12 protein-coding genes are annotated in these 11,791 nt (G+C 62.5%); 9 read left to right on the forward strand and 3 right to left on the reverse strand.

Features of this window, described 5'->3' with window-relative positions; all coding sequences use genetic code 11:
• Positions 1-40 precede the first annotated feature (40 nt).
• The 3 genes from AB1N67_RS09565 to AB1N67_RS09575 all read left to right on the forward strand — a co-directional run bounded on the left by AB1N67_RS09565 (position 41) and on the right by AB1N67_RS09575 (position 2,039).
• Entirely contained in the window at positions 41-1,210 is a 1,170-nt protein-coding gene (locus AB1N67_RS09565) for a phage tail tube protein (protein ID WP_367863741.1), read from the forward strand.
• Between the two features lie 56 nt (positions 1,211-1,266).
• Positions 1,267-1,782, forward strand: a complete 516-nt coding sequence (locus AB1N67_RS09570) for a hypothetical protein (protein ID WP_367863742.1) — start codon at positions 1,267-1,269, stop codon at positions 1,780-1,782.
• Between the two features lie 101 nt (positions 1,783-1,883).
• Positions 1,884-2,039, forward strand: coding sequence for a hypothetical protein (locus AB1N67_RS09575; protein WP_230015774.1), 156 nt, complete (start codon positions 1,884-1,886; stop codon positions 2,037-2,039).
• Positions 2,040-2,191: 152 nt separating this feature from the next.
• Here the strand turns inward: AB1N67_RS09575 and AB1N67_RS09580 are convergent, their stop codons facing one another.
• The 3 genes from AB1N67_RS09580 to AB1N67_RS09590 all read right to left on the reverse strand — a co-directional run bounded on the left by AB1N67_RS09580 (position 2,192) and on the right by AB1N67_RS09590 (position 4,819).
• Positions 2,192-2,560, reverse strand: a complete 369-nt coding sequence (locus tag AB1N67_RS09580; RefSeq protein ID WP_367863743.1) for a hypothetical protein — start codon at positions 2,558-2,560, stop codon at positions 2,192-2,194.
• Positions 2,553-3,703 (reverse strand): IS3 family transposase gene (locus AB1N67_RS09585; protein ID WP_088136181.1). Its coding sequence is split into 2 segments (ribosomal slippage): positions 2,553-3,460 and positions 3,460-3,703, totalling 1,152 coding nucleotides; the frame shifts between segments, so codons are not numbered across the junction. Before AB1N67_RS09585 ends, AB1N67_RS09580 begins: the two co-directional genes overlap by 8 nt.
• Positions 3,704-3,781: 78 nt before the next feature.
• Positions 3,782-4,819 (reverse strand): GGDEF domain-containing protein, encoded by a 1,038-nt coding sequence (locus tag AB1N67_RS09590; RefSeq protein ID WP_367863860.1) that lies wholly within the window; start codon positions 4,817-4,819, stop codon positions 3,782-3,784.
• Positions 4,820-5,049: 230 nt separating this feature from the next.
• Here AB1N67_RS09590 and glsB point away from each other — a divergent pair, with 230 nt between their 5' ends.
• The 6 genes from glsB (at position 5,050) to AB1N67_RS09620 (ending at position 11,785) form a co-directional block, all read left to right on the forward strand.
• Positions 5,050-5,958, forward strand: coding sequence for a glutaminase B (gene glsB, locus AB1N67_RS09595; protein ID WP_043213650.1), 909 nt, complete (start codon positions 5,050-5,052; stop codon positions 5,956-5,958).
• A gap of 197 nt (positions 5,959-6,155) precedes the next feature.
• On the forward strand, positions 6,156-7,427 hold the full coding sequence (locus AB1N67_RS09600; protein ID WP_090345629.1) for a cystathionine gamma-synthase family protein: 1,272 nt from the start codon (positions 6,156-6,158) through the stop codon (positions 7,425-7,427).
• A gap of 200 nt (positions 7,428-7,627) precedes the next feature.
• Positions 7,628-9,007 carry an amino acid permease gene (locus tag AB1N67_RS09605; protein ID WP_230387965.1) on the forward strand — a complete coding sequence of 460 codons (1,380 nt, stop codon included), beginning with the start codon at positions 7,628-7,630 and terminating at the stop codon, positions 9,005-9,007.
• Between the two features lie 48 nt (positions 9,008-9,055).
• Entirely contained in the window at positions 9,056-9,940 is an 885-nt protein-coding gene (locus AB1N67_RS09610) for a LysR substrate-binding domain-containing protein (RefSeq protein WP_090345633.1), read from the forward strand.
• Positions 9,941-9,965: 25 nt separating this feature from the next.
• The gene (locus AB1N67_RS09615; protein WP_090345635.1) at positions 9,966-11,351 is read left to right on the forward strand and encodes a threonine synthase; all 1,386 of its coding nucleotides are present in this window, start codon (positions 9,966-9,968) and stop codon (positions 11,349-11,351) included.
• Positions 11,348-11,785 (forward strand): Lrp/AsnC family transcriptional regulator, encoded by a 438-nt coding sequence (locus AB1N67_RS09620; protein ID WP_090345637.1) that lies wholly within the window; start codon positions 11,348-11,350, stop codon positions 11,783-11,785. The genes AB1N67_RS09615 and AB1N67_RS09620 overlap by 4 nt, the downstream gene beginning before the upstream one ends.
• The last annotated feature ends 6 nt before the right edge of the window (positions 11,786-11,791 follow it).

Raw genomic sequence — 11,791 nt, forward strand, 5'->3', positions numbered from 1 at the left:
ATGGCGGTTTTTTTACGCCTATTGATAGGAGAAACACGCCATGTCGAGTGGTGCCAAGGTTGCAACCGCCTGGATTCGTGAAGTCACGCCAGGCACCACACCGCCGGGCCCCTGGAACGTGCTGACGCGTACCAGCTTCGGTGTCGGGCCCACCTACAACACTGCCGAGAACAACGAGATCGGCGAAGACCGCATGTCGCAGGGTACCGCGCAGACCACCGTGGACGTGGCCGGCGATGTCGGCACCAAGATGCGCTTCGGCGCGCTGGATGAGTTCATGGCCTCCTGCTTCGGCAAGGACTGGGACAACAACGTCCTGACCATGGGTAACGACCGCATCAGCTTTAGCCTGGGCTACTACGCCGCGGACGTCGGCATCGCCGGCAAGGCCACCGGCGCCCAGGTCGCCACCATGAACATCCAGGTGCCGAACGACGGCGAGATCGAGGTGACCACTACCTTCGCTGCGACCGGCTGGCAGGACAAGGACGACGACACCAACTTCATCCTGACGCCGGTGGCCGAGGCCTTCCAGCGGCGCTACGGCTTCAAGGACGTCTCCGGCCTCAAGCTGAACGGGGTGCAGGTCGGCGACAACAACGTTTGCGTCGACACCTTCAACCTGCAGTTCGACAATGCCGTCCAGACCCAGCGCTGTATCGGCAACGGAAACCCCTTTGCCGGCAATATCATCCCGACCACCTTCACGCCGTCGGGCAGCATCACCCTGAGCTGGGCCAAGACGGCCTACGAACTGTGGAAGAAGCAGCAGACCGGCGACGCGATCAGCTTCGAGTTCACCCTGGGCAATGCCGACGGCGCCTACGACTTCCTAATCCCGGAGATGGAAATCAGCGGCTCCTGGCCGGATGGCGGAGCCACCGACATCATCCAGGTGGAGCTGACCTACACCGCCCGCCGCGTGTCGCCGACCATCACCCGCCGTCCGGCACCGCCGGCGCCTACTGGTGTGACCGTGGCCCCATCGACCGCCAGCGTGGCAGTGGCCGCGAACACCAACCTGGCCGCCACCGTGGCTCCGGTCGGCGCGACCCAGACCGTTACCTGGTCCAGCTCCGATGTGAGCAAGGCCACTGTCAGCGCCTCCGGCGTCGTGACCGGTGTGGCCGCCGGCACTGCGACCATCACCGCCACCAGCACCGTGGATGGCACCAAGAAAGGCACAGCGGCGATCACCGTCACGGCGTAATCATTGCCCGGCACGCCATACGGTGCGTGTCGGGCCTTTTACCGCAGAGGAAGAACATGGGATTCACCATTGCTCGCAAGCCCGAGCTGGACCTCCACGGCCAGCGCTGGGTGGAGTTCGCCCCGGGCGCTAAGATCCTGGTTGGCTCCGCCGCCGACCCGGTGTACCGATCGCACCGCGCGCTGATCAACCGACACCTGGCGGCGATCGACTCTCAAGCCGGCGTCGGCACCAAGCAGTTCAGCGTTGCGCAGATCCCCCAGGCTGAGATCGAGGTCGATGACGAGCTCTACATGGACCTGGTGGCGCACCATCTGATCAAGGACTGGCAGGGCGTGGACGTGGCCGATCGCCCTGGCGAGCCGGCGCCATACACCCCTGAGCTCGGCAAAGCCTTGATCGAGCAGATGCCCAGCGTCTACTTCCTGGCTCTGCGCACCGGAGTCGACATAGCCAACCGCGTCGAGGAGCGCATCAAGGAGTCGGTGGGAAAGCCCTCGCCGTCTACCGATGGGGCCGCGACTGGGCGGGCGAAGAGAACGAGAAAAAGCGCTGGAAACGCGAGCGCCTAAGCGGCGTAGCCGCGGTTCCACCAGCCCCGGAGATTGATCCGATCACTGACCAGCTGCTCGACGCCTACAACGCGATCAGCAGGTCACGGCAGTACGTCGGCATGATGGCCGCGCCAGCACCGATCACCGCAGGCATGGTGAGCGAGTACCTGGCCCGGCACCCGACCGCTATCGATCGCGACGAGCTCGAGGCCGTGGTGTTCGCCCTGGATGAAGAGTTCCGCACCAACTGGGCGGAGCAGAACAGCAACGACTGATGCGGCCAGGCCGCAGGAGAGGCGTATGGAGCGAGTCTTTCTCACTTCGACAGGGATGGGGTTTCAGCCTGAGGACATTGTCGTCTCGAAAGCGATGATTGAGGCCGGTCTCGCCGTTTTAGAGGAAACGGATGACCGACCCATTTCACGACTTACGGTCGAAAGAGCTTTTCGGGAGATGTGCCTTCGCGGAATGCAAGAATCTGCTCTCTGGTCATCCGCCCTGTCACCACCTCAATGCCAAACACTAGAGCCTGATAAATGCGCATCAGCATCATGCAGTTGTCGCGAATATCAGCCAAAGACATGACTGCATTGGATTTATCGGGGGATTTTGGCTTGATTAGGTCAGTTAGCGTGGCGTCATCACCTTCATTCAAACCCCACTGCCAATGCACAATCTTGTTTCTGGTCGGAGAGAGCTTTTCGAAGGCTTCAATCGTGTAGACAAGGTCCTTGGCAGGCGTTTCGCCATGTCCTGTTACATCCGATAGCTGAATCGCCCCTGCTTTCCTAGACACTCTCCAAGCTCAGAAAATAGCGTTTCTCATACTCTACTGGCGACAGCTGCATAGCACTGCTGTGTCGACGTTTTGGGTTATAGAACATCTCGATGTAATCGAAAATATCACTTCGGGCTTCGTCACGCGTTGCGTAGATCTTTCGTCGGATTCGCTCCCGCTTCAAAAGCTGGAAAAAGCTCTCGGCTACGGCGTTATCATGGCAGTTTCCTCGCCGACTCATGCTGCTAATCACGTTGTTTGCCTTCAAGAAGCTTTGCCAATCTGAGCTACTGAATTGACTGCCCTGATCTGAATGAATCATCACTTGCTGCTGTGGCTTGCGGCGCCACACGGCCATCAACATCGCGTCGATCGCCAGGTCGCTGCCCATCCTGGGCTTCATTGACCAGCCAATCACTTGGCGAGAAAACAGATCCAGCACTACTGCCAGGTATAGCCATCCTTCATAGGTGCGGATGTAAGTGATGTCTGTCACCCAGACCTTGTTCGGCTCACTGACCTTGAACTGCCGCGCAAGGTGGTTAGGCGAGGCGACGGTTGGCTTTCCGCCATAAAACCCTGGGCGCCGTCGATAACCCGTTTGTGAACGCAGCCCCTCTGCCTGCATCAAACGTCCGACTCGATTTCGCCCACAGATCTCTCCCAGCTCTCGCAGGTCATCGTGAATCTTGCGATAGCCATACACTCCTCCGCTTTCTAACCAGGCATGCTTGATCAAGCCAAGCAGGCGTTGATCTTCCTTTGCTCGGGCAGATTGAGGCTCGGCCAACCAAGCGTAGTAGCCGCTGGGGTGCACCTTGAGGGTTTGGCAAAGGCGCCGCACCGGGTAATCCGTCGAGTGCTTCTTGATGAAGGCGTACTTCAGCCGCACTCCTTGGCAAAGTACGCGGCGGCCTTCTTTAAGATGTCTCGCTCTTCCGTCACGCGCTTGAGTTCAGCACGCAGCTTGCGCAGTTCGGCTTGCTGGTCATCGTCTTGCTGACGCTGATCTTGGGGTTTGCTGTAGAGCTTGATCCAAGCGTAGAGACTGTGAACGGACATGCCCAGACGCTGGGCAACATCGGCGACAGGCTTGCCTTTCTCGGTCACTTGTTTGACCGCTTCGATCTTGAATTCTTCAGGGTAACGCTGACGACTCATGGCACCTCCTATTTGGGCCTCATTATGAGGCTTGGAGGTGTCTACGAAACCAGAGGCGATTCAGTCAGCCTGCCGCCCTCACACCGGCGGCCTGACATACACAACCTGGTCACGCCCATTCTGCTTGGCGGCATAGAGCCCTTTGTCGGCGCGCTCCAGTGCGTCATCGATTTTTTCACCCGGGGCGAAGAGGGTGCAGCCGATGCTCACGCTAACCTTCAACTGAGTGCTGGGCAGTTGCATCGGGCTGCTGCCGACCTGTTCACGAATGCGCTCGGCAATCCGCTTCAGTTCTTCGTTGTCGTTGACCTGCAAAATAGCGACAAATTCTTCTCCGCCGTGGCGCACGAGCAGGTCGTCGGGGCGAAGGGCGGCTCGCAGGCGGCGGGCGCATTCACAGAGCACTTTGTCTCCGCTTGCATGGCCGTACGTGTCGTTGATGGATTTGAAATGATCGAGGTCTGCGTAAATCGCTGCCAGTCGTAAGCCACTGGCTGCGGACATGCGCCGTTGGTGCTCTTCAAACGCGGTCAACGCGCCGCGGTTCCACAGTTGTGTCAAAGGGTCGAGCAGCGCTTTACGGTGCTCTCGATCCATTTCAAGGCGCAGGTCGCGGTTGGCCTGGGCCAAGGCGCGCATTTGCAGATAGCCCTCCGCGAGGGTGGCCAGGTCCTTGAAGTTCGCTTTTTGGGCGTCGCTGAGCACGCGGGGGCGGGGGTCGAACATGCACAGGGTGCCGATGGCCTTGCCGTTGCCAGCGCGTAGCGGGTGGCCGGCATAGAAGCGGATATGGGGCGCGTTGAGCACCAGCGGATTGTCAACGAAGCGCTCATCGTACCTGGCGTCGGGGACCATCAAGGTATCTTCACCGAGAATGGCGTAGCCGCAGAAGGAAATACTCCGTGTCGTCTCGCTTACCTCGAGCCCGATTCGGGCTTTGAACCACTGCCTGTCCTGGTCGATGAGGCTGATAAGCACCGTGTCCACGTGGGCCAGATCCTGGGTGAGCCGTACCAAGGTATCGAGGTAGTGCTCGGCTGGGGTATCGACCAGGTTCATGTCATCGAGGGCGCGCTGGCGAAGCGCTTCGTCAACGGGCAAAGGGCAAGCTGGCATGTTCAATCTCCCATTCCTTGGTTCACGGCTTCCGGAGTTGGCAAGGTGCAGTTTCTGTTCATCGTCAAACCGAGCACAGCATAGGTTATGGGCATCAAGACTACGACAGTACGGACACGCCTGAACGCCCCGTCATCCATTTCTTCGCGAACATGTGATTTCTCCCACTCGATTGTCGTCAAGAATGCCACCCCTCGCTGTCGTCTGGGGGACTGATGACTGGGCCTTCCATGCAAACGCTGTTGAACGAAATTCTCGACGAAGTGCGTCCCTTGATCGGCAAGGGCAAAGTGGCTGATTACATTCCTGCGCTGGCCGATGTGCCCGCGAACCAGCTGGGCATCGCGGTCTATGGCAACGATGGCAGTTATTACTGCGCAGGCGACGCGCTGGTGCCGTTTTCGGTGCAAAGTATTTCCAAGGTGTTCAGCCTGGTCCAGGCGATCGAGCACTCGGGTGAGGCGATCTGGGAGCGGCTGGGTCATGAGCCTTCGGGCCAGCCGTTCAATTCCCTGGTGCAGCTGGAGTTCGAGCGCGGGCGTCCGCGTAACCCATTCATCAATGCCGGGGCGCTGGTGATCTGCGATATCAACCAGTCGCGTTTCGCCGCGCCCACGTTGTCGATGCGCGATTTCGTGCGGCGGTTGTCGGGCAATCCGCACATTGCGATCGATACCCGGGTCGCTGACTCGGAGTATCAGTTCCGCGCGCGCAACGCGGCCATGGCTTATCTGATGCAGTCATTCGGCAACTTCCATAACGAGGTCGAGACGGTGCTGCGCAGTTATTTCAGTTATTGCGCGCTGCAAATGAACTGCCTGGACTTGGCCAAGGCGTTCTGTTTCCTGGCCAACGATGGGTTCTGCAAGCACAGCGGCAACCAGATTCTGACCCAGCGCCAGACTCAGCAGGTGAACTCGATCATGGCCACCAGCGGGCTGTATGACGAAGCCGGGAATTTCGCCTACCGCGTGGGCTTGCCCGGCAAAAGTGGCGTGGGCGGCGGGATCGTCGCGATCGTACCGGGGCAGTTCACGGTCTGCGTGTGGTCGCCGGAGTTGAACGCCGCGGGCAACTCGCTGGCCGGGATGGCGGCGCTCGAATTGCTCAGCTCACGGATCGGATGGTCGGTGTTCTGATCGGCACTCGGCCGCAATACCGTTACAGCACGAAAGCTCCAGGGCTTTCGTGCTGTAAAACCGCTCAACACAGCCATTAAAAAAAACGCCCCTCACCCCCGGATTCCATCGTTTTTCAGCTTTTGGCCATATCCCTATAGTCCCCCCAAGGCCCGATCTTGAATCGGTGCAAGACTCTCAGCCTGCGGGAAGCGGATATGAACAAGAACGAAAACCTCGAGCACAACAGCGTGGCCGGTATCGGCACACAGGTGGTGTGGAGCGGCGAGCAAGTGCAGCATCCCTACAACGCCACCCAGACCCCGATCGTGGTCAGCGCCGCCTACGGCTACAACGACATCGACGCCTGGTACGACGTGGCCCTGGGCAAACTGCCGGGCTATATCTACAGCCGCATGAGCAACCCCACGGTTGCCACGCTGGAGGCGAAAGTGGCCCAGCTGGAGCAGGCCGAATCGGCAGTGGCGTTCAGCAGCGGCATGGCGGCGATCAGCGCGGTGCTGCACACCTTCCTCTGCACCGGCAAGCGCGTGGTGTCGACCCGCGACAGCTACGGTGGCACCAACAAGATCTTCGAAGAGTTCCTGCCGCGCATGGGCGTGCAGGTGTGCCTGTGCGACACGCTCGATACCGAGGCGCTGGAGCGTGAGATCGAAGCCGGCTGCGACGTGCTGTACCTCGAAACCCCCACCAACCCCACGCTGAAGGTGCTGGACATCCGCCGCCTGAGCGCCGCCGCGCGGCGGGTGGGGGCCATCGTGGTGGCGGACAACACTTTTGCCACGCCGCTCAACCAGAACCCTCTGGCCCTGGGCGTGGACGTGGTGGTGCACAGCGCCACCAAGTTCCTGTCCGGCCACGGTGATGTGCTGGGCGGGGTGGTGTGCGGCGCCGAGGCGTTGATGGCCCAGGTGCGTCACTACCGGGAGATCAACGGCGCGGCCCTGGACCCGTTCTCGGCCTACCTGATCATCCGGGGCATCAAGACCTTGGCCCTGCGCATGCGCCAGCAACAGGCCAGCGCCCTGGCCCTGGCCCAGTACCTGAGCCACGAGCCGCTGGTGGAGGCGGTGAACTACCCAGGCTTGCCCGAGCATCCGGGCCATGCCATTGCCAAGGCGCAGATGCGCGGCTTCGGCGCCATCGTGAGCTTCGTGCTCAAGGGCGGCATGCCGACGGTGGCGCGCTTGCTGCCGCGTCTTAAGTACGCCCACCGGGCGGGCAACCTGGGGGCGGTGGAGACGATCTATGGCCCGGCGCGCACCACTAGCCACGTGGAGAACACGCTGGAGGAGCGCCTGGCGCTGGGCATCTGCGAAGGCCTGGTGCGCATTTCGGTCGGCATCGAAGAAACCGACGACCTGCTGGCCGACCTGGCGCAAGCCTGCACGGCCGTCCGTCAGGAGCTGGCCGAGGCCAAGGAACTGCACGGTGATGTGGCGTGCAGCACGATTGAGCTGCCCGCCTGAGCTGTCGCGCGGCACTCGCTCGGGAGGGCGGGTGCCCCTTCATGAAGTAGAACAACAACAACGATGCAAGGCCATTCGATTCGCTCTGCCAAGACGAGGTCGTTGCTACGCCCTTGCCCGCCAACATTCATGAGAAACCCACAATGTCCGTGCAAACAACGACAAGTAAAAATGCTTCGGTGCACTCCTTCAAACAGGACATGCAAACCCGCCATATCGTCATGCTGGCGTTGGGCGGTGTCATCGGCACCGGCCTGTTCCTGACGTCCGGCTACACCGTCAACCAGGCCGGCCCATTGGGCGCGGTGATCGCCTACGTGCTGGGGGCGATCATGGTGTACCTGGTGATGATGTGCCTCGGTGAGCTGGCCGTGCACATGCCGGAAGTCGGCTCGTTCAGCAGCTACGCCACGCGCTACATCGGCCCGGGCACCGGCTACATGGTCGCCTGGATGTACTGGTTGACCTGGACGGTGGCCATCGGCTCGGAGTTCACCGCTGCCGGTATCTTGATGGTGCGCTGGTTCCCGGACACGCCGGTGTGGATCTGGAGTGCGTTGTTCGGGGCCGCGGTGTTCATCAGCAATATCATCTCGGTGCGTTCGTTCGCCGAGACTGAGTTCTGGCTGTCGTTGATCAAGGTGCTTGCCGTTGTCGCGTTCCTGGTGGTGGGCGGCGGGGCGATTCTCGGTGGTTTCGAGATCGAGCAGGCGCACAGCGTCGGGCTGGGCAACTTCACCCGCGAAGGGCTGTTCCCAACCGGCTTCTGGTCGATTGCCATGACCTTGCTGGCGGTGGCGTTCGCCTTCTCCGGCACCGAGCTGATCGGTATCGCCGCCGGCGAAACCCGTGACCCTGAAAAGAACGTACCCAAGGCCATCCGCACTACGGTGCTGCGCCTGGCGCTGTTCTTCATCGGCACCATCTTCGTGCTGGCCACGCTGTTGCCTCGGGAACAGGCCGGGCTGGTGGAGAGCCCGTTCGTGATGGTCTTCGAGATGATCGGCATCCCCTATGCCGCGGACATCATGAACTTCGTGATCATCACCGCGCTGCTGTCGGCCGCCAACTCCGGGCTGTACGCCGCCGCGCGGATGCTCTGGACCTTGAGCGATCAGGGCAGCATGCCGCGCCGGTATGCCTCGCTGTCGCGTCGTGGCACGCCGGTCAACGCCATCGTGCTGAGCATGGCAGGCGGCATGGCGTCCTTGCTGAGCAGCGTGTTCGCCCCTGACACCATCTACCTGGCGTTGGTGTCGATTTCCGGGCTGGCGGTGGTGGTGGTGTGGATCAGCATCGCCGTGAGCCAGATCGCTTTCCGCCGGCATTACCTGGCCCACGGCGGCAAGCTCGAAGACCTCAAGTTCCGCGTGCGGGGCTACCCGTTCGTGCCGCTGGCGGCGATCTTCTGCTGTCTGCTGGCCTGCGTCGGTATCGCTTTCGACCCGGCCCAGCGCGTGGCCCTGTACTTTGGTTTGCCGTTCATTGCCTGGTGCTACTTCGTGTACTGGCTGACCTGCAAGTTCAAGGCGCGCAGCCAGGCGCCGGAAATTGCCGCGCCCGGTACCGAGGCCGCCTGAGCACAGCGATACTAGGCCATCGCCGAACGTTGTCATCAGGAGCCGCCCTTGAGCCAGAAAACCTTGCCCCCCTTGAACTGGCTTCGTGCCTTTGAAGTCTCGGCCCGCTACCTGAACTTCACCCACGCGGCAGAGGAGCTGCACCTCACCCAGGGCGCCGTGAGCCAGCAGATTCGCCACCTGGAAAGCCAACTCGGGGTGGCGCTGTTCAAGCGCCTGCCCCGGGGGCTGGGGTTGACCGAAGAAGGGCAGTCGTACCTGCCGGTGGTGCAGGACGCCATCAGCCGCCTGGCGGTGGGCACCAACGAGATTTTTGGCCAACGCAAGCGCCGGCCGTTGAAGGTGCGCGGCAGCCTGTCGTTCCTGCACTTCTGGTTGGCGCCGCGGTTGGCTGACTTTCGCCATGCCTACCCGCAGGTGGATCTGCGCTACATCAGCAACCTGTGGGTCAAGGAGCTCGATGCCGAGGATGACCTGGAGATTCGCTGGGGCAACGGTCAGTGGTCGGGGGTTGAGGCGCAGCGGCTGACCCATGACGTGCTGGTGCCGGTGTGCTCGCCGGCGCTGCTCGCCCGTTGCCCGCTACGCGAGCCCCGCGACCTGGCCCGTCTGCCGCTGCTGCATGTATTGGGCTACGAGGAGGGGTGGGGGTACTGGCTGGAGCGAGTCGGGGCCGAGGGGGTCGACTATTCCAGCGGCATGCAGTTCGACACCTTGGTGTCCACCTTGCGCATGGCCGAGGCCGGGCTGGGGGTGGCCCTGGCGCGTTCCTCGTTGGCCGAAGACCTGCTGCGCGAGGGGCGTCTGGTGGCGCCGTTCAGCCAGCGGATCGAGGCCAGCGAGTCGTTTTATCTGGTCCGGGGCCTGGGCGAGGCCCTGACCCCGGATGCCCAGGCTTTCAGCCATTGGCTGGTGGCCATGGCGCACCGCTAATCACGAGTATTCACCTGGAGCAACGATGCAGTACACATCCACGCGCGGTACCCAGACACGAGTTGATTTCCGCACGGCGCTGCTGTCCGGGCTGGCCGAGGACGGCGGGCTGTATGTGCCGGCGTCCCTCCCGGTGTTCAGCCCACAGGAAATCGCCAAATGGTCGTGGCTGCCGTTCGATGAGCTGGCCTGGCGTGTCATCGCGCCCTTCGTGGGCGATACCCTCGATGAGCCGACCTTGCGCGCGCTGGTCAGCGACAGTTACCGCGGGTTCCAGCACCGGGCCATCGCCCCGTTGCAGCAGATCGGCCACAACGAGTGGATCCTGGAGCTGTTCCACGGGCCGACACGTTCGTCCAAGGACTTCGCCGCGCAGTTGCAGGCGCGGCTGATCCGCCACTTCCTGGGCCAGGCGTGCGAGCGGGTGATGTGGGTCGGCGCTAGCAATGGCGACACCGCCGTGGCCGCCATCGATGCCTTGCGTCATTGCCCGACGGCGCGTCTGCTGGCGTTGTATCCGTCCGCCGGCACCCCGCCGGACCGCGCTGCGATCATGAACAGCGCCGACTCCGACAGCGTCAGTTGCATGGCGGTCGATGGCAGTTTCGATGACTGCCAGTCCCTGGCCTCACGCCTGCTGCGGGCCTGGCCGTGCCCGGCGCTGATGCCGATCAGTTTCAACTCCAGCAACTGGGTCGGTGTGCTGGCGCAGATCGTGTTCTATTTCCATGCGGCGCTGCAGTTGGGCGGCGGCATCCGGCCAGTGGGGTTCAGCATTCCCACGGCCAGTTTCGCCGAGATCTACGCCGGGTTCATCGCGCAGAAGATGGGGCTGCCGATCAACCAGATCATCGTCTCCACCAACCGCAACGACGCCTTGCACCGGTTCATCCACAGCAACCGCTACAGCCGCTCGGCCACCCGGCAAACCTTGTCGCCGGCCATGGATTTCTCGCTGTTCTCCAACCTGGAGCGGTTTGTCTGGGAGCTGTACGACCGCGATGGTGGTGCGACCCGGGCGCTGATGGAGCACTTCGAAGACTGCGGCGAACTGAGCATCGGCAACCGCCAGTGGTTGCAGGCGCGCATGCTGTTCGACTCCTACGCCGTGGACGATGCGCTGATCCGCGAAGAGATCGTCACGCTGTTCCACGAGACCGGCAGCGCCGTGGACCCTCACACCGCGACCGGCGCCTTCGCCGGGCGCCTGCACCGGCGCAACATTGGCGCGCCCATCGTCACGCTGGGCCAGTTCGCGCCTGAAAAATCCGCCACGCTGCTGGCCGAGCTGGGCGCCTGGCACGGTGCGGTGCCGGCCCAGCCGACCGGCACCACGGCCGCGCCGCGCCTGGGCAGGGATGACTTGGCGGGGCTGCACGAGGCACTGATCCAGTTGCAGGCCGCGCGATGAAGCGCATTCTCGACCCGTTGGACGAGCGCATTCTCGCCGAGCTCACCGCCAACGCACGCATTGCCCACGCCGAGCTGGGGCAGAAGGTGAATCTCTCGCGCAATGCGGTGCGCCAGCGTATCGAACGGCTGGAGCGCGATGGGGCCATCCAGGGCTATACCTTGCGCATCGGCGAGGGGCGGCGGCCCACCTCGCTGATCAACGCGGTGATCTTCGTCTACCGCTACGACCGCATGCGGGGGGAGGCGGTACTGGATGCGCTGCGGATGATCCCCGAGGTGGTCCAGTGCGAAGTGCTCAGCGGCGAGTTCGATCTGCTGCTGCGCGTGGAGGCCGCCAGCCCCGAGCGGGTGCACCACGTCTGGAAGGAAATCGCCGCCATGTCGGGCGTCGAGAACACCGTCACCTCGTTCGTGCTGTCCAGCGTGATCTGAGCCCAT

This window comes from Pseudomonas guariconensis (assembly GCF_040822035.1).
GTDB classification, from domain to species: Bacteria; Pseudomonadota; Gammaproteobacteria; order Pseudomonadales; family Pseudomonadaceae; genus Aquipseudomonas; species Aquipseudomonas guariconensis.

What these genes read in the sequence shown, in the direction of transcription:
- AB1N67_RS09565 (WP_367863741.1), top strand. Translation starts at nt 41, where the DNA reads ATGTCGAGTGGTGCCAAGGTTGCAACCGCCTGGATTCGTGAAGTCACG.
- AB1N67_RS09570 (WP_367863742.1), top strand. Translation starts at nt 1,267, where the DNA reads ATGGGATTCACCATTGCTCGCAAGCCCGAGCTGGACCTCCACGGCCAG.
- AB1N67_RS09575 (WP_230015774.1), top strand. Translation starts at nt 1,884, where the DNA reads ATGATGGCCGCGCCAGCACCGATCACCGCAGGCATGGTGAGCGAGTAC.
- AB1N67_RS09590 (WP_367863860.1), bottom strand. Translation starts at nt 4,819, where the DNA reads ATGCCAGCTTGCCCTTTGCCCGTTGACGAAGCGCTTCGCCAGCGCGCC.
- glsB (WP_043213650.1), top strand. Translation starts at nt 5,050, where the DNA reads ATGCAAACGCTGTTGAACGAAATTCTCGACGAAGTGCGTCCCTTGATC.
- AB1N67_RS09600 (WP_090345629.1), top strand. Translation starts at nt 6,156, where the DNA reads ATGAACAAGAACGAAAACCTCGAGCACAACAGCGTGGCCGGTATCGGC.
- AB1N67_RS09605 (WP_230387965.1), top strand. Translation starts at nt 7,628, where the DNA reads ATGCAAACCCGCCATATCGTCATGCTGGCGTTGGGCGGTGTCATCGGC.
- AB1N67_RS09615 (WP_090345635.1), top strand. Translation starts at nt 9,966, where the DNA reads ATGCAGTACACATCCACGCGCGGTACCCAGACACGAGTTGATTTCCGC.
- AB1N67_RS09620 (WP_090345637.1), top strand. Translation starts at nt 11,348, where the DNA reads ATGAAGCGCATTCTCGACCCGTTGGACGAGCGCATTCTCGCCGAGCTC.